Source organism: Arcticibacterium sp. GJ41-1, from assembly GCF_055808875.1.
In genome coordinates this window covers 854,597-873,216 of the sequence record NZ_CM147888.1, presented here as the reverse complement: position 1 = coordinate 873,216, position 18,620 = coordinate 854,597, and the positions used below count along the sequence as shown (strand labels likewise).

9 protein-coding genes are annotated in these 18,620 nt (G+C 38.0%); 4 read left to right on the top strand and 5 right to left on the bottom strand.

Going from position 1 to position 18,620, the window contains the following annotated elements; translation table 11 throughout:
- Window positions 1-98: 98 nt before the first annotated feature.
- Window positions 99-3,308, bottom strand: a complete 3,210-nt coding sequence (locus AC0L6O_RS03510) for a VCBS repeat-containing protein (protein WP_473306364.1) — start codon at window positions 3,306-3,308, stop codon at window positions 99-101.
- A 144-nt stretch (window positions 3,309-3,452) separates the two neighbouring features.
- Here AC0L6O_RS03510 and AC0L6O_RS03505 point away from each other — a divergent pair, with 144 nt between their 5' ends.
- Window positions 3,453-4,940, top strand: a complete 1,488-nt coding sequence (locus AC0L6O_RS03505; protein ID WP_473306363.1) for an outer membrane protein assembly factor BamB family protein — start codon at window positions 3,453-3,455, stop codon at window positions 4,938-4,940.
- Here the strand turns inward: AC0L6O_RS03505 and AC0L6O_RS03500 are convergent.
- On the bottom strand, window positions 4,930-5,349 hold the full coding sequence (locus AC0L6O_RS03500; RefSeq protein WP_473306361.1) for a DUF3995 domain-containing protein: 420 nt from the start codon (window positions 5,347-5,349) through the stop codon (window positions 4,930-4,932). The two genes, AC0L6O_RS03505 and AC0L6O_RS03500, sit on opposite strands and share 11 nt — an antisense overlap.
- An 8-nt stretch (window positions 5,350-5,357) precedes the next feature.
- Entirely contained in the window at window positions 5,358-6,890 is a 1,533-nt protein-coding gene (locus AC0L6O_RS03495; RefSeq protein WP_473306360.1) for a hypothetical protein, read from the bottom strand.
- 70 nt (window positions 6,891-6,960) lie between these two features.
- Here AC0L6O_RS03495 and AC0L6O_RS03490 point away from each other — a divergent pair, with 70 nt between their 5' ends.
- Complete coding sequence (locus tag AC0L6O_RS03490) at window positions 6,961-10,230, top strand: VCBS repeat-containing protein (protein ID WP_473306358.1); 3,270 nt, start codon at window positions 6,961-6,963, stop codon at window positions 10,228-10,230.
- Between the two features lie 77 nt (window positions 10,231-10,307).
- On the opposite strand, the gene AC0L6O_RS03485 is transcribed toward AC0L6O_RS03490, so the two are convergent.
- Together AC0L6O_RS03485 and AC0L6O_RS03480 are read right to left on the bottom strand one after the other, a co-directional pair.
- Window positions 10,308-11,864 (bottom strand): SusD/RagB family nutrient-binding outer membrane lipoprotein, encoded by a 1,557-nt coding sequence (locus tag AC0L6O_RS03485; RefSeq protein ID WP_473306357.1) that lies wholly within the window; start codon window positions 11,862-11,864, stop codon window positions 10,308-10,310.
- 19 nt (window positions 11,865-11,883) lie between these two features.
- On the bottom strand, window positions 11,884-15,048 hold the full coding sequence (locus tag AC0L6O_RS03480) for a SusC/RagA family TonB-linked outer membrane protein (RefSeq protein WP_473306355.1): 3,165 nt from the start codon (window positions 15,046-15,048) through the stop codon (window positions 11,884-11,886).
- Between the two features lie 645 nt (window positions 15,049-15,693).
- Between AC0L6O_RS03480 and AC0L6O_RS03475 the strand changes: the two genes are divergently transcribed.
- Together AC0L6O_RS03475 and AC0L6O_RS03470 are read left to right on the top strand one after the other, a co-directional pair.
- The gene (locus AC0L6O_RS03475; RefSeq protein WP_473306354.1) at window positions 15,694-17,145 is read left to right on the top strand and encodes a TolC family protein; all 1,452 of its coding nucleotides are present in this window, start codon (window positions 15,694-15,696) and stop codon (window positions 17,143-17,145) included.
- A 17-nt stretch (window positions 17,146-17,162) separates the two neighbouring features.
- On the top strand, window positions 17,163-18,548 hold the full coding sequence (locus AC0L6O_RS03470) for an efflux RND transporter periplasmic adaptor subunit (protein WP_473306352.1): 1,386 nt from the start codon (window positions 17,163-17,165) through the stop codon (window positions 18,546-18,548).
- Window positions 18,549-18,620 lie beyond the last annotated feature (72 nt).

Here is an 18,620-nt window from a genome sequence, read left to right as displayed (position 1 = left end):
ATGTAAGCACGGAAAAGAATAGAAACCAAAAAAAATAATGAGCCTCCTTACCTAAACAACTACAGCTACCTATTTATAAGCAATTTACCAACTATAAATCATTCAAAAGAAAATAATCTTAGTTTGTCTTGGCTTTGACCTATAAGGAGTTTTTTGTCAATTTCTAGCAATGCCCTTGTTTCACCTTTTAAGTTTAATCCCGTTTTAGAAGGAGCTAAAAAACTAAAATCACCATGACCATCGTTAAGGAAAACTTGACCATGATTTGCGGAAATATTTCCGATTCTGACACGTGTATGTGTGTTATTTCCTGCGGCTATTAAATCCTTTTTACCATCGCCATTCAGGTCTTTTGCTAGCATGCCATAAATAGGTGCCGCCTGTATTTGGACAGGCAAATCTACATTCACAAACTTGCCATTGTCATTTCTAAAGTAAGAGGTAGAGAGGTTGGTAGCTTTGAAAACTTCGGGTTTCACATCTGGAAAGTTTTCTAGAAACATCTCGGTAGTTGTACCTGAGTAAATTTCATAAGTAGTATATACTTTCCTTAAAGAAGCTATATGGTCTAAGAGCTCATCTCGGCTGTATGCGGGATAGCTTTCACCCTGAATAAAGCATGATATCACAGGGTCAATTCTTCCATTTCCATCAAAATCTGCTAAATGCAGTTGCAATGGCTCTTTATCAGATGCACAGTATTGAGAATTAAGACCAAGATTTCCTGCGATTAAATCCATATCGCCGTCACCATCAAAATCTTCAAAAAGTAAACTTTGCCAAAAACCAGTTCCACTAGAAATAGCATCATTCACCTGTTCAAAACCGCTTCCTGTATTTCTTAAAATCTTAATATCCGTCCATTCGCCAGCTAAGACTAAATCCATTTTCCCATCCGAATCATAGTCTACCGCTTTAGCGTCTTTTATTAAACCTAGCTTAGCAAAAATTTCTGTATTCAGGTTTTTGAAGACGCCCCCATCATTGATGTACATTCTTGAAGAGTTTGCTTTTGGATAATCGCCCGGAACCACAAAACCAGCCACAAAAACATCTTGGTCACCATCGTTATCAAAATCAAAAACCTCCACTCCCGCATCTGAGAAGATATCAGCAGGAAAAGAGGCATCATTCTTAGAAAAGTTACCTTTCCCATCATTTAAGAAAAGCCTGTTTTGAAGCATGAGGTCATTTGGTAAATATTCATAACCTCCACCGACTACATATAGGTCTAAATCACCATCATTATCTGCATCAAAAAACTCAGCATCAACATCCGTACAAAGCTCCCATTGTTTGAAAACAGATTCATTCGTGGCTTTATACTTTCCATTCCCTAAGCCTTTCATTAGTTGCCCTGGAAAGCCTTTACCTCCTCCCAAATAAAAATCTTCAATACCATCATTATCTATATCTCCTTTAGTAAGGCATGGGCCTTGGTAGGAATACATCCAAGGCAATAAAATTTGACGGTTAAAGTCATTTAAATGCTTTTGCGAATGCTCTACTAACTGAAAATCAAGCTCCTTAAATAGTGGAACATCATTTTCAATACCCAATATTTCTTTTGGTGTAAACGCCACATCTATGTAAGTATCAACAGCAGGATTCATCAAGGTTTGCCCTTTCCCGTCGGGATAAATTACCTCTATCTTTTCTACAGAAGTAAGCTCACCCAAACCAAAAATCTGTGGACCATAATAAGAGCTTTGAAAACCATGATTTGGCGAAAACTCTCTGTATTGAGAGCTGCCATCGGCATAAACTTTAATTTTGGTGTTTAAAATCTGACTAGAATTACCTTCCAAATTAACACCAATGAAATGCCCTTTTTTATTCGTTTTATTCTCAAAAATACTAGCTACTTCATTTAAGTTGTTTGTGATTATTTCTAAATCTCCGTCATTATCTAAATCGGCATAAATAGCTCCGTTTGTAATTCTGGCATCTTCAAAACCCCAACTTTTTTGCACATTCTCAAAAGTCTGTCCACCCTTGTTTTTGAAAACGTAATTAGCTGTTTTGGTAGAAGGCATTTTATTAATAATCTCCAAAACATTGTCATTTCCTTCGCTTCTTTGTTCTGAGTAAAATTTGACAAAATCATTGTTAGTATAGTCTCTCAAATAACCATTTGAAACGAACATGTCTTTAAAGCCATCATTGTCAAAATCTGCTAACAGCGGAGACCAGCTCCAATCTGTATTAGAGATTCCGGCCAATTGACCCACCTCCGCAAACTTTCCAGAACCTTCATTGACATGCAGCATATTCCGCATCACTTCAGGGTGAAATCCGTTTTGCAGCATGTTTAAATACCCCTCATAATTATCTGGACCAAAAAGTAATTTTTGACGCCTATTATCTTCCGGAAGCATGTCTGCCGTAAAAATGTCCGGTAAAGCATCGTTATTAATATCTGCCACATCATTTCCCATACTGAAGTAACTGGTATGGTCTACCATCTCTGTGATATTATCCGTAAACGTGCCATCTTGGTTATTGACATACAGATAATCCCCTTCTATATAATCATTTGAAATATAAATATCTGGCCAGCCGTCTTGATTTAGGTCTGACACGCTAATTCCTAAACCAAAACCAATTGGATTTCCTTTAATTCCTGCTTCTTTGCTGACATCGATAAACTTGCCGTCATCATTCCTCAAAAGCTTATCGCCGGCATACTGGTCTCGCATAAAATGAATGGCCTCTACGTCAAAACGCTTAAAGTCTTTCACGTTATGATTCATAACATATGCGTCTAAATCACCGTCTTTGTCATAGTCAAAAAAAGCAGTTTGTGTGGTAAAACCATCGCAGTCTAAACCATAGTCTGCAGCCCTATCGGTAAACTTAAAACCACCCTCGTTTATATAAAACTTATTCTTTCTAAGGTCTGGTCGCTCTTCATTTCCAGAAACCGATACATAAATATCTAAAAGTCCATCTCCATTAATATCGACTACCGTTACTCCTGTTTTCCATTCATTATTCCATGTAATACCAGCTACTTCCGATTTGTCTTCAAACTTTAATCCCCCTAAGTTTTTATAAATCTTATCTGCACCTTGGTTTGCAGTAAAATATAAATCCGTTAAACCGTCATTGTCAAAGTCTGCCGCTGCCACGCCACCTCCATTATAAAAATACTCATACACCAAGACGTTTAAATCGTTGGTTTCTTCAATGCCATTTTTAAAGTTGATTCCAGAATCGGTAGCATCTATAGCTAAAAACAAGGTATCTGCTGACTTTTGACAAGAAAGCGTAAAAACAGTAAGACAAAAAAAGATGTATTTTTTCATTTGAGAAGGAGCATATTCGCATTTCACGGAAACATAAAATTACTTTTTTGAAAGCTTTTTAACTAAACAGCGGCAATATTTTAAAAAGGAATCAGGTAACTTGTGCAGGTTTAAAAGAACATCTCAAACATTCTGAAAATTTAGATGACAAAATACCTCTCTATTGCTTTAGTTGCCCTTATTGGACTTTCGTGTTCCTCGAAAAAGACAGAACTGACTTGGACCAAAAACTTGCCCAGGATAGGCTCACAGTCTTCGCCAAAAACTACAGATCTGAATAATGATGGCGTGTTAGACATTATTATGGGTGCTGGTAAAAATGAATATCAAAAATCTAATCAAGGGGTTATGGCCTTTGACGGAAAAACTGGTGAAACGATCTGGTCACATGCTACCATTGACCAAATATATGGTTCGGCAACCTTACTAGATGTAAATGAGGATGGCGTAAAAGATGTTTTTATTGGCGGGAGGTCAAATCAGTTTTATGCTATTGACGGAAAAACAGGCGAAAGTATTTGGAAGTGGGAATTCAAATATGAGAATCACCCGAAACTTAAAAATGCCAAATATAACTTCCATAATGCCATCATTATTCCTGACCAAAACAATGACAATACTAAAGATTTATTGGTGGTAACAGGTGGAAACTCTAAAGCCGCTCCAAACACCAGCGAAAACAGATACGCAGGTATTTTGATGATACTAAACAGCAAAGATGGTAGCGTAATAGCGGCCGACACTATGCCAGACGGAAGAGAATCTTACATGCCTCCACTTTACTTTAAACAACCTGACGGAACAGAAATTATAGTATTTGGTACAGGTGGTGAAACCATTGACGGAAATCTATACAGATGTACATTAGCTGATTTAAAAAATAACGATATAAGCCAATCAACAATTATTTCGTCTGATACTAGCGGTCATGGCTTCATAGCCCCTTCGGTAGCTGTAGATTTAAATGATGATGGTTTTTATGATGTTGTTTCTATTTCTCATGGAAGTAACATTTCTGCCATTGATGGTAAAAACAATGCAGTACTTTGGACACAGCATGTGCCAAATACAGAGTCTAGTAATGGTTTTGCCGTAGGCAATTTTAATGGCGACCAAACACCTGACCTTTTCACTTTTGTGAGTGAAGGCGTGTGGCCACAAAGCAGAGGTTCTATTCAAGTTATGTTAGACGGTAAGACTGGAAAAATAGGATACACGAATACGCTTGGCTGTACTGGGTTTTCTTCCCCAGTAATTTACGACCTTAATGATGATGGTGTAGATGAGGCCATCATAAGTATAAATGAATATGATTGTGAGGTTGGGTTTACATCGCCACAGGACATAGAAGTTACCACAAAACTTTTAGCCATAGATTTTAAGCGTAACAAAATCCAAAACATTGAGGAACTCGCTTTATTTAAGAACATATTTAGTACTCCTTGGATTGGCGACCTAGACCAAGATGGTTATTTAGACATTATTCACTGTCAATACTTTAGTCCAAACCCTAACTTACTTGCTTTCTTAGGCATGCAAGTCAAACGCATTAGCACTTCTATAAAAATGGATGTTCCTGTAAAATGGGGTGCCTATATGGGAACAGAAGGAAATGGAGTATTTACCAAATAAGATAATAGCCTATCAAGCTTAATGTTAAACATAAGGGAGAAAACAATTTCAGATCCATGTCTGAAAAACGAGTTCCCCTCACCTTCTGAAAAAAGCCTACGTATTTAAAGTCGCCAATGGCTCTAAAAAGGAAAATAGTACATATTACCCATCCTCCATATTTATCAATAGAGGCAGGCAAATTCACAGCTAGCAAGCCTTCTTTAATTAGAAAGTAAAGGGTAAAAATAAGAAGCCCTGATGCCACTATTAAGCTGTCAATAGCTTTTGGATTAAGCACTTTTTCTCCTTTCAAATTTGTGGGAATAGCTACGTCAAAACCAAATTTCCCGCCAAATACCCATGTAAAATGAATTCCTGACAGAATCAATAAAATACCAGCTTCAATAATAGTAAGGGTCAAGTCCATATTTTCATTTATTTAAATACACCATCATAATCACTACCCATATAAGCACCCCATTTTATGGGTTTTGAAATTGGAACTGTAGTTTTAAGGCAATTAACTCTTAAACCATCAAAGGTATAGGTATGATATTTATTTACGCCATGACAATATATAATATCAAGAAGGCCATCTTCTTCTAAATCACCAACCCAAGGCGTAGAAGACACATTATGACCAGGCAAACCATCTACAAGAGGCCCTGACTGATTTTGAGTGAACTCTATGGCATATAGCGTAGTATAATAATTTTTCCTGCTGAGGCTATCCAAAACTTGATAATCTACACTCAGAATAACTTCATCAATTCCGTCACCGGTCAAATCAACCACCACCGGACTAGAGGTTTGATAATAACCTAAAGAGTCCAAATACTGAATTTCACCATCTATTCCACTCATCATAGCTTGCCTAGTCCATGATAATTCTGGCCAAACACCTTGAGCGAATGAAACAAAAAAGTCAGGAATGTCATCTTCATTGAATTTGCCCACCGCCATAGAACCATAAGACTCTGTGTCTGGTATTTTCACCTGCCAAAGACTTTTATATGTTTTGCCATCAAAAGTTAAGAATCTCCCATCTACAGAACTAGCCACAATATCTTTTACACCATCTAGATTTATATCTACCCAAACAGGTGGAGCAATAAAACCTTTCTCACCGCCATCCGCTAGTTTGACAGAAGCACTTAAATCTCCATTCATGACCATCCCTAAAGTGCCTACAAACAGTCCACCCGGTGTGGTTTCTCCTCCCGTACCGTAAATAACTTTTGACAATAAAGGTTCTAGTTCATTCTTATCAACTGCTACCGACATATAGATTTCATGTTTATCGGGCATACTGGCATCAGCTATTAAAGCTCCCGTTTTTGAGGCAATGATGCATAGTCTTCCTTCTGTTCGGTTTGGGTCATGTGGTGCTACCCAAATATCCCCTCCATTTGAAATCAATAAATCTGGAACGCCATCTTCATCAACATCATGAATAATCTGAGGATTATAAAAGTTAAACCATCGTTTATTTCCTTCTTCAGAATAAGTCAAAGTATCAAAAGCCCAGAAAACCTCTCCTGTTTTACCATTTATGGCTTTTAACTCCGAAGAACGCCCTCCTAGGAATACATCTTCTACACCATCCTGATTAATATCTAAAAGCCCTGCAGAAACGAAAATTTGATCCGTGGCAGGTACTCGCCAAAGTAGGCTACCATCTTTTCCATCTAAAGCCAGCATAGCAGAATCGCAAGCTTGAAACTCTAATCTGCCTGCACCTAGAATTATATCCTTAGTGCCATCACCATTTAAATCTGAAACTCTTGGAGACGAGAAAGTGCCTACTGTAGGTAAAACGGTTGTCCAAGATTCTTGTGAAAAAGAAACATGTGAAACCAATATAACCAAGAGCGTAACCAAACTTTTGGCAAGGCCATGAAGAAATTTCTTATTTGAGATTTTCAAGGTCAAATAACACCATAATGATTCATCTATAAAATTAGGCATTGACCGACTAAAAACTTCTTATTTTAAAGTAAATTTGGAATACCGTTTTTATTAAAACCCATTGTTTTTCATGAGAGCCATTCTCCCCATTTTTTTTATTGCGTTTCAATTTATTTCCTGCCAGAAATCAGATGAGAAAAAAAAGCTCTTTGAATTAAAATCAGCAGAAGAAACTGGCATAAACTTCATAAACGAAGTAAAAGAGACTAAGGAATTCAATATTCACACTTACCGAAACTTTTATAATGGTGGTGGCGTAGCCGTAGGCGACATCAATAATGATGGACTGCCAGACATCTATTTCACCAGTAATCAGCATCAAAACAAACTCTACTTAAACAAAGGAAATTTTCAATTTGAAGACATTACAGATGCAGCAGGAGTAGGCGGAAGTAATGAATGGAGTACAGGTGTGGTCATGGCCGATATTAATGACGATGGCTTCCTTGATATTTATGTTTGTAACTCTGGTGGTTTAGAAGGACAAAACAAAGAAAACGAGGTTTTCATCAATAATGGTGATTTAACATTCTCTGAAAAAGGAAAAGCCCTTAACCTTAATAACACAGGTTACACCACACATGCAGCATTCTTCGATTACGACCAAGATGGTGATTTAGATTGCTATATTCTTAACAACAGCTTTAAAGACCCGTCGAAAATAGAGCTTTATAAAAGCATGAGAGACCAGCCAGATGCTGCTGGTGGCGACCGACTCATGAGAAACGACAATGGTATCTTCAAAGATGTTTCCGCAGAAGCAGGTATTTATAGTAGTGAGATTGGTTTTGGATTAGGCGTGGCCATTGGCGATTTAAACCAAGACAACCTACCCGACATATACATTAGCAATGACTTTTGGGAACGGGACTATCTTTATCTCAATAATGGAGATGGCACTTTCAAAGAGGATTTAACTAGCCGAATAAACTACACGTCTGTCTCAAGTATGGGAGCTGACATAGCCGATATTAATGGCGATGGATTCCCTGAAATTTTCACTACCGATATGCTTTCTGGTGACAATTATAGAATAAAGTCCATGGTCAATTTTGACCCATTTCATCTGGAAGATTTAAAGTATAGAGCCAATTATCATTATCAAATGATTCAGAACTGCCTTCAATTAAATGATGGCGATGCCAATTTTCAGGAAATAGCCCTATTGTCTGGTGTGGCAGCTACCGACTGGAGCTGGGGAGCTCTACTTTTTGATTTTCAAAACGATGGTACCAAAGATATTTTTGTTGCCAACGGCATCAATAAAGATATTATGTCAGGCGATTTTAGAGATTTCATGCGTAGCACTGACATTCAGAAAGAGCTCGCTACTTCGCCAGAGACTTTTGATTTTGTAGCTCTGAGCGAGCAAATACCCTCAAATCCACTGAAGAATGTGGCTTATCTAAATCAAGGAAACCTGAAATTTAGTAATGCTACTGATAGCCTTGGATTAGGAACTCCTTCCTTCAGCAATGGCTCCGTTTATGCCGATTTAGACAATGATGGCGACCTTGATTTGATAATCAACAATGTCAACATGCCTAGTTTCATTTATCAAAACAATGCCGAAACACTGTTTAAGAACAACTACTTAAAAGTAAGCTTTAAGGGTCCAAAAGGAAACTCGAAAGGTTTAGGAGCAAAGGTTACCGTAAAAACAGTCAAGGGAATTCAGGTCATGGAAAACTACATGAACAGAGGCTTTGAAAGTAGTATAGAACCTTCTTTGATTTTTGGTTTAGGTAAAGAATCCATAGATGAGTTGACTGTAATTTGGCCGGATGGCAAAACACAAATTGTAGACAAACCTCAAATCAATCAAGCCTTAGAACTCGATTATAAAAATTCTAGTGAACCACAAAAACTAAATACTTCTGAAAATATCAAGCCTTGGTTTACCGACATCACCAAAGAAACCATTAAAGGGAATGCCACACATGTAGAAAATCGCTACAATGATTTTGACCAAGAAATACTACTTACTAATATGCTTTCTACCGAAGGTCCAAGACTGGTAGTGGGAGATGTTAACGGTGACCGATTAGATGATTTTATTCTTTTAGGAGCAAAAGACGACCCCGATAAGCTCTTTCTTCAAAACCAGAATGGAAGTTTCAAACCCGGAAATAACAAGGCCTTTCTAAACGACAAAGCTTTTGAAAGCACTTGCGGGAGTTTTCTAGACTATGATATGGATGGTGACCTAGATGTACTTATTGGTGCAGGAGGAAATCAAATAAACGTAGAGAAAATCAATTTTATAGTAAGACTATACACCAATGACGGCAAGGGTAGCTTCACCGTGAGTCCTTCTAAAATCCCACCTGCTATTGGCAATTTTTCTACCCTAGAGGTGAGCGATTATGATAAAGACGGTGACCCCGATTTCTTTTTGGGAGCTAGAACCGTCCCTGGGAATTATGGCTTAGGCCCTAAAAGTTTCCTTTTTAGAAATGATGCAGGTATCTGGACTGATGTAGCCACAGACGCCATAGGAAATATAGGTATGGTGACAGATGCTATTTGGGAAGATTGTGACCAAGATGGTGACATGGACCTGATAGTGGTGGGCGAATGGATGGGCATTCATATTTTCAGAAACAATCGCGGTATCATGTCAATACCAGAGATAATACCAAACAGCACAGGCTGGTGGACACGTGTGGAATCTCAAGATTTAGATGGGGATGGAGATATGGATTTCATTCTTGGCAACTGGGGTGAAAACAGCAAATTCAAAGCTTCGGCTTCAAACCCACTTAGCTTATATGTCAACGATTTTGATGATAATGGTAAATCTGAAGCCATTTTAAACTGGAAAGCTCCTTTAGACTCTGAAAGTTTTCCCTTTGCAAGTAAAATGGACTTAACGATGCAAATGCCCAGTCTTAAAAGAAAGCATTTAAAGTATGACCAGTTTGGCAGAATGAAATATCAAGAACTATTTGATGCAGAAAAAGTGAATAAAGCCAAGGCCTTCAAAGCAGAAAACCTTAATACTGGAATCCTATGGAATGACGGCGGCAAATTCACTTTCAAAGCTTTGCCTATTGAGGCTCAAGTGTCACCAGTATTTGGAATTATAGCCAATGACTTTAATAAAGATGGCAGCATTGACATTTGGCTAGGAGGAAACTTTTATGGCTTAAAGCCTCAAGTAGGCCGCCATGACGCCAGCAGAGGTGTGTTATTAAAAGGCACAGGAAACCAAAGCTTTGAAGCTATATCTACTAAAGAATCAGGTATTAGTATCGCTGGCGAAGTGAGAGACGCTATTAGTTTTGGAGGTAAGATTTTTGTTGCTAGGAACAATGCTTCCATGCTAGTTTTTGAATAAAACAAGGATAGCTTTAAAGCAAAAAGAGGTTGCCAGTTGGCAACCTCTTTTTTTTAGAATTAACATTTAAGTTAATCTTACTGAACATCCCACCATACACGAGAAGTGTACTCATTAGGTAATGTCGCTCCTTCTTGAAAACTATCTGGGTTGATAGACAGTTCGCCATTTGGAACCCTTAGTTTACGCGGAATAGTTCCACCTGTAACGTTCCCTTGATAGTTAACAGGAGTTAGAACTGGATATCCTGTTCTTTTCCAATCTGACCATGCTTCCCACCAATTGAAAAACTTACTTACCCACATTTGCTCACCTATTGACTCTAATCCATTATAAGGATTAGCAGCAATATAGTCGGCAGCATCAGCATCTGATACAGTAAGAGACTCATCATAATGAGCATACTGCTGTAAAGCCGCCTTTACGCCTTTAGCATAATGCCCTGCAGCATCACTTGCTCCTCCTATACCTCTTTGAGCGGCTTCAGCTAATAAAAACTCCACTTCAGAATAATTCATGAAAACATAATCCTCATCATCATCAAGCATTTTAGGATTGATAACCGAAAATTCTTCCATCGGATTAGCACCAGATTTGCCTAAGAAATCCTGAAGTGTTCCTGTATCCAATCCATTAGGAAGGCCTTTTTGAGCCGCAGGGTCCATGTTTCCATTTACCCCTCCACTCAAAATCATTAATCGAGGGTCATTTTTAGCCTTTAACCAATCTACCAATGTTTGACTTAACGGAGAAGGCTGACCACCATCACCATCTGCAAAAGCACGAGAGATTCCATTTTGGTTTGTCCACTCACTAGGGCCTATGTCGGTCATGATCATCGCTCTATCTTCAATACTGGTCATAACACCTCCGCTAATGGCCTCTGTTGCATACTGGCTAGCTAAAGCCGCGTCCACATTCGAAACCCTCATTGCCATTCTTAATAATAAAGAATTACCGAATTTTTTCCATTTAGAAATATCACCATCATAGAAAAGATCTGCTCCAGGAACACCGTTAACTGTAGCAAGTCCATCTCCAGTAATTGAAGCATTTAGAGCTTTAGTAGCTTCCGAAACTTCCTTCATGATATCCTTATAGATAAATTCTTGGCTATCGTACTTAGGAAAGAAAATACCATCTGACTTACCTTTCAAAGCCTCGGTATAAGGAACATTTCCATAATAATCCGTAAGTCTCATAAAGTTATAAGCCTTCAGAATTCTTGCTATTTGAAATGTGTTTTCACGCTTACCAGCTTGAAAGCCCTCTGGTCCCGCTTGAATAATAATCTCCTGGAGCTCCTGTAAAACACCATTATACAGCAAATCCCATGGAGCTGCATCTGTTTCAGGGTTCTCTGTATACTTATCTCCTGGAGCTATTCCACCACCAACATTGGCAATATGCTGAATGGCATGACCAAACATTCCCATGTTGGTACGCCAGTCAATATATCTATTATCACCAGTATTACCGGCAGAAGCTGTTCCCAACTGAGCGGAAGTCAACAAATAGTTCATGTCTATTTCGTTGATCGCCTGGGGATTTATGTTTAATTCTTTCAACTTTTCTTCATCGCAACTTGTAGCGAAAAAGAGCATTGAAAAGAATGCTATTGCTATTTTTTTCATATTGTTTCTACTTTTAAAATTAATACGTAAAGTTTAAACTAAACCCAAGAGTTCTAGTTGCAGGTAAGGCAAAATACTCAAGACCTTGAGCACCACCAGCTACAGAATAAGAAGACTCCGGATCCACATTTGGAATGTCTTTATATAGCACTAGAAGGTTTCTTCCTACAATAGAAGCACTAATTGCCTGGAATGGAGTTTTACCAACTAAACCGGCTGGTAAACTATAACCAAATGTTAGCTGACGTAACTTTACAAAATCAGAACTGTACATATAAGCTGCAGCATTTCTATTCCCTAGGTTTTGCCAGTAAGCTTGTGCCTGTCTTGGAGTAAGGGTTAGATTAAGAGGCTCACCTGACTCGTTTACACCAGTAACAGTAAGTGGAGCTTCTCCATCACGACCGATTAAAGAGTTTTGAGAGAATCCCCATTCGTCTAACCTTTGATTAGAACCAGAATGGACATCTCCACCAAGCTTAGTATCAATCAAGAAATTAAGGTTAAAGCCTTTGTAGCTAAAACTGTTATTAATTCCACCTGAGAAAGGAGCAACTCCCTGTCCAAGAATCTCATAAACATCATTTCTTACTGGTACTCCTTCGTCCGTAAACACAGGCTGACCATTAATCATTTTTTGAGTAATACCAGTGATAGTTCCATAAGGATAACCAACTATATTTTTAATTCTTGTAGTTCGCGTTCTAGACTCTTCTTGAGAAAGTTCCGTAGAACCTTCAATTAAGCTAACAACTTCGTTTTTGTTGGTAGCAAAATTAAGAGATACATCCCAAGAGAAATTCTGTTTCCTAATAGCATTAGCTGTCAAAAGAAATTCAAAACCTTTATTGGTTATCTTACCTAAGTTAACAGTAGTTCCTCTAAAACCAGATGCAGCAGAAATACTTGCGTCAAGAATATCTTCCGTAGTAAACTGGCTATAATAACCCAAGTCTAAACCAATTCTACCACCAAGAAATCTCAAGTCTAAGCCAAATTCTGTCTCAGTAGATAAAGCCGGAGTAATAAACGGATTAGCTATGATACTTTTATTTGAAAAACCTGCCATATTTCTACCTAAATGAGGATTACCATTCAAAGCATAAGGCTGCGAAGTAGAATAAGGACTAAGACCTCCAGTTATCCCTACCTGAGCCCAAGAAGCTCTTACCTTACCAAAACTCAACCAATCAGGCATTGAACTTACGAAAGCATCACTAAATACAAAGCTACCACCCACAGAAGGATACAAAATACTTTTACCATCCAAAAGAGAGAATTTATCTTCACGAGCCGTAGCTGTTAAGAATAGATAATTGTCATATCCAACCTCCGCTGAACCAAAAATAGAATTGATACCTGACTCAGAAAAACCATAACCAAAGTTTCTGTTATTAGCTGAAGTCAATGCATGAACATCAGGTACTGAGAAACCATTACCGGTAGCTGAGATTTGCTCATACTTACTATACTGCTTGTTTCCACCGACAAAAGCATTTACAGAAATCTTACCAAAAACATCATCAAAACCTAACATCATATCCATGTTAGTTTCTTGGCGATTTTGAAAACGCTCATTGATACTACCACCTTGCTGGTAACCTGTTCCTTGTGGAGTAAGAGACTCTCCTTTAGTATAATACAAGTCAGTACTTAATCTACCTGTTACAAAAAGGAAATCAGTTATATCATATTTTAACTGCCCCGATGCCGTTACACGATCTCGCACGGTGTTTTCATTATATTGATAAGCCGACCAGTAAGCGTTTGAACCCCAGAAGTTTGCATAATCAGAAAGCATTTCCATCCCAGGAGTTCTACCACCAGCATCATATACGCTTTGATCTAAACCTGCAGGTAAGGCTCCTAATTTATTAGGATCACCCTTAGTATCAGTAATATCAACGTTCGCTGGTATTTTCCAAACAGCTTGATGTGGGTTACCTGGTGAATCAGATACTCTAGGACGATTCCTTGCAGTTTCCTTTGAATACAAGATTTTACCATTAACCGTCAATTTCTTTCCAAACTTAGAGTTGGTAGAGAATGAGATATTAGTACGGTCAAAATCAGAGTTAGGAACAATACTTTTTGATCTTAAATCCGCCAAAGACAATCTAAAGTTTTGCTGTCCATTTCCACCAGAAAGAGCAATACTATTTGTAAGAGCACTACCAGTTCTATAAAATGCATCAAAAGCATTTCCTTGATCAGTATAAGGTCTGTCTTCACCAAATACGTTTGGTACAGAACTTACACTGCCTAATTTAGGTCCCCATCCTATAGCACCCCAGTTACTCGCCTCTTGAATACTGCGAGGTGCAGTAGCCGTTTCATTGACATAATTCCCAGCACCATATTCGTTTTGCTTTTCACTTTGATCATTCACGGTTTCGGCTACATAGTTAAGAGCGTACTGCACACCAAGCCCTTTTCTCTTTGTTCCTTTCTTAGTAGTTACGTTAATAACACCATTACCACCTCTTGAACCATAAAGGGCAGTTGCATTTGCTCCTTTAAGTACTGTAATAGACTCAATGTCGTCAGGGTTCATACTAGAAAGACCATCTCCACCATCAGAACCACCCCATAAACCGGCCGATCCATTTTGGCTGTTATCCATAGGTACACCATCTATTACATATAAAGGCTGACCTGAACCTCCTAAAGACTTATTCCCTCTAATTACAACCCTAGAAGAACCAGCAGCACCAGTTGCAGGAGCTGATACATTCACACCAGCAATACGTCCTGCTAATGCATTTCCTAAGTTGTTTTCACGAGCCTTAGTAAAATTATCACCCGCAACTTCCGTCACAGAATATTGAAGAGCTCTTTGATCTCTTTCGACACCCAGTGCCGTAACCACCACTTCTCCTAAAACACTAGCATCCGCCGAAAGCGTAACATTGATTACATTAGCATTACCGACTGTAATATCCTGTGATTCAAAACCAACATAACTATAAGTTATTGTTTGACCTTTGGTTACTGTTATACTGTACTCTCCAGCATCATTTGTAATAGTACCATTCGTGGTACCCTTTACCGTAACATTTACCCCATAAAGTGGGGCTCCATCATCCTCTACTATAGTACCCGTAACATTCATTGACTGAGCCATTGAATAACACGAAATAAGAGAGAGGATAAAAACTTTCCATATAGGTAGTTTTTTTCTCATAAAAATTAAGGTTTAAATAATTGAATAAAAAATTAAAGAAAAGAGTTTAAGGGTGTCTCAAAGTTCATGAGGGTTAGACACGAACTTAACACTTTGCAAAGTTAAAACATTTATGAGGATAGTACCATTAGCTTTTGACACTATTTTATCCATTCATACGCCCTAGGTTTCACTTCGCTAGAATCAATGTCAATATCAAAGAGAGGACTGAAAGAGCCTCTGAGCAAACTTTTCTACTAAAAACTCAAAACTTGTGACAAAAAGAGCTCTCTAGAAACTAATACTAAATAGCAAAAAAAACACCATCCTTACCCTCTCCATTTCAGGGGTTAAACGGGAGTTATAACACCATTAGAAACAAGGCAGTTCTATCAAAACTGACACACATTTTTCTATACAATTTCTTATGAAAACTATTCGCAAAACATCAATCACAGTACTTATACTTATACCTACAAACAACAGCTGTAAAAGACCTTAATAAATTCCCAAGCCCAGTGGTTGAAATGTAGAAACTTACAGTAAAAGCAAAAAACCAACATAAAGAATAACCAGTTTCATTTAGTCAATCTGCCGTTTATACCAATTAGGTTCTCAGGAATACGTATTGTTTACTAACATTGCTACCGAAAACAAGAGATGCAGATGAACTATAGACTTCTATTTTTACTTTTTTTAGGTTCTTTGACCGCTTCGGCCCAAACAAAACTTTCGGGTGCGGGAGAAACAAAAACCTATTCCCTTTACGATTGCATTGATTATGCTTTAGAGCACAACATCACCTTGCGTCAAAGTGAACTTGCCATTGAAAGCAGCTCCATAGGACTGAAACAATCTCAAGCTGCAGTGCTTCCAAGTGTTAATGGTCAAGTAAATGCGAACACTAATTTTGGTAGAAATATTGACCCTTTTTCAAATGATGTAGTAACTAGTACTATTGGTACTAACTCCTTGGGAGCCGGTGCCAGTATGGTTTTATACAATGGCTACCGTCTAAAAAACACAATTTTACGAAGTGAACTAGACCTAGAGGCTGCCAGACTAGATGTAGAAACTCAAAAGAACAACATCTCTTTACAAATTGCGGTAGCTTACCTTAACATCTTGTCTTCCGAAGATATGATAGAAGTGGCAAACCAGAACGTAAATGTCACTAAACTGCAATTAGACAGAACTGAAAAGCTAGTTAGAGCAGGGGCACTTCCTGAAACTAATATTTTTAACCTTAATGCTCAGCTGGCAAACGACGAACTACAATTAGTTAATGCTCAGAATGGATATCAATCTAATCTATTGACATTAAAGCAGAACATGAATCTGCAAGATTATGATGCCATTGCCATTGAGCGAGTAGAGGTGCCAAATCCTTCGATGAGAATTTATCCGGAGACTCCTCAAGAGGTTTACGAAGCCGCTCTTAATTATCTCCCGGAGGTTAAATCATCTATTATGAGAGAAAAAATGGCGGAAGTAAATATACAAATTGCAAAAGCTGTGGGACTACCAAGTATAAATGCTAATGTAAGTTGGGGCTCGTCCTACTCTACTATTGCAAAAAATATAGTCCCTGGAGCTACCGTTTATAACCCAATTGCGGTTTCTGCCGAATTTGAAGGACAGACAATTCCGTTTGTGGTAAATTTCCCTGAGCAAAGCGTAACTAGAGAAAGTATTCCATACTTTAACCAAATTGGTAATAATCAAAATGTCAACATTGGCGTATCGATGCAAATCCCAATATTTAATGGTTATAATAAGAAATATCAAATGCAGAGTGCTCAAATTCAAAAAAGACAGTCTGAGTTAACCACAGAAAATACTAAAGTAGGGATTCGTCAAAACATTGACCAAGCTTACATTAACATGCTTAACGCATCAAAAACTTATAGTGCCAACAGTGTTCAGGTTGACGCACTTCAAAGAGCATTTGAAGCAGCTGATGCTAGTTATAATGCTGGAGCCTCCAATTATGTGGATTACAATTTGGCCAAAACCAACCTCGACAGAGCACTGGCAAACCAAATACAAGCGAAATACGACTACCTTTTTAAAATTAAAATCTTAGACTTTTATCAAAACAAACCGCTAGAATTCTGATATAAAAACTAATAGTAATGAATAAGAAATCGAATAAAATATGGTGGATAGTAGGTGGCGTAGCTGTACTTTTCATTGCCGCTTTACTACTTGCTAAACAGCAGGGCTGGATAGGACAAAAGAAAGCAACACAAGTAGAATTTACCACGGTAACAAAAGCCGATTTGGTAGAAACTGTTTCTGCTTCTGGAAAAATTCAACCTGAATTAGAAGTTAGCATCACACCTGATGTACCAGGAGAAATTATTGGTCTTTATATTGAAGAAGGCGACTCTGTTAAAAAAGGTCAATTATTGCTGAGGATTCAGCCTGAAAACTATATTTCTGTTGTAGAGCGTTTTAGAGCAGGTGTAAACCAAGCCAAAGCTTCTTCTGAGCAATCTAAGTCGCAAATAGCAAGAGCCGAATCGCAGCTACTTCGTGCCGAATTAGACTTTAAAAGACAAAAGCAGCTTTTTAACGACAAAGTAGTTTCTCAGTCAGAATATGAAATAGCTGAAACTAATTTTGGCGTAGCTAAACAAGACTTAGCAGCCGCTAAAGCAAATTATGAAGCTGCCAAATATGGTATAAGAAGTGCAGAAGCAAATTTGAAAGATGCTTCCGAAAACCTTCGTAAAACCAATATATATGCTCCAATGAATGGTATTGTCTCTATGCTTAATGTAGAACTTGGAGAAAGAGTAGTAGGAACCTCTCAAATGGCGGGTACCGAAATGTTAAGAATAGCCAATCTTAACAACATGGAAGTTAGGGTTAATGTGAACGAAAACGATATAGTAAGAGTTGCCGATGGCGATAAAGCTATTATTGATGTAGATGCATATAGTGCCGATGACAAAGAATTCATGGGTGAAATCACCCAAATAGCTAACTCTGCCAATGGTTCGGGAGGAGCTTTGTCAGCCAATGCTAATTCTACAGAAGCGGTTACAGAGTTTGAAGTTAGAATTAAAATCTTAGCAGACTCCTATAAAGAGTTATTGTCTAGAAACAGATACCCTTTTAAACCTGGTATGACAGCCACTGTAGACATTATAACAGAAACTAAAACTGACGTAATTACTGTACCAATTTCAGCGGTAACCACCCGTACAGGAGAAGAAAATAACACAAAGTCCGAAGGCAACAATGACATGGGACCAAGCCTAGGGGCTATAAAAGAAGAAACTATCGCTAAAGAAAAGCCAAAAGAAATAGTTTTCATTAATGAAGGTGGAATAGCTAAGATTAGAGAAGTAAAAACGGGTATTACTGACACCGAAGCAGGAACCATTGAAGTTATAGAAGGACTAAAAGAGGGTGATGTTATTATTTCAGGGCCTTTTGTAGAAGTATCAAAAAGACTTAAAGACGGTGATGCCGTAACCAAAAAAAAAGAAGAAGAGAAAAAGGATAAATAACACTTTTTGAAACATATTTATTAAAGAGAAGGCTCATAGCCTTCTCTTTTTTGGTTCTATAAAGATATATTT

Coding starts and splice junctions, on each gene's coding strand:
- AC0L6O_RS03495 (WP_473306360.1), bottom strand. CDS start 6,890: ATGCCTAATTTTATAGATGAATCATTATGGTGTTATTTGACCTTGAAA.
- AC0L6O_RS03480 (WP_473306355.1), bottom strand. CDS start 15,048: ATGAGAAAAAAACTACCTATATGGAAAGTTTTTATCCTCTCTCTTATT.
- AC0L6O_RS03500 (WP_473306361.1), bottom strand. CDS start 5,349: ATGGACTTGACCCTTACTATTATTGAAGCTGGTATTTTATTGATTCTG.
- AC0L6O_RS03475 (WP_473306354.1), top strand. CDS start 15,694: ATGAACTATAGACTTCTATTTTTACTTTTTTTAGGTTCTTTGACCGCT.
- AC0L6O_RS03470 (WP_473306352.1), top strand. CDS start 17,163: ATGAATAAGAAATCGAATAAAATATGGTGGATAGTAGGTGGCGTAGCT.
- AC0L6O_RS03485 (WP_473306357.1), bottom strand. CDS start 11,864: ATGAAAAAAATAGCAATAGCATTCTTTTCAATGCTCTTTTTCGCTACA.
- AC0L6O_RS03505 (WP_473306363.1), top strand. CDS start 3,453: ATGACAAAATACCTCTCTATTGCTTTAGTTGCCCTTATTGGACTTTCG.
- AC0L6O_RS03490 (WP_473306358.1), top strand. CDS start 6,961: ATGAGAGCCATTCTCCCCATTTTTTTTATTGCGTTTCAATTTATTTCC.
- AC0L6O_RS03510 (WP_473306364.1), bottom strand. CDS start 3,308: ATGAAAAAATACATCTTTTTTTGTCTTACTGTTTTTACGCTTTCTTGT.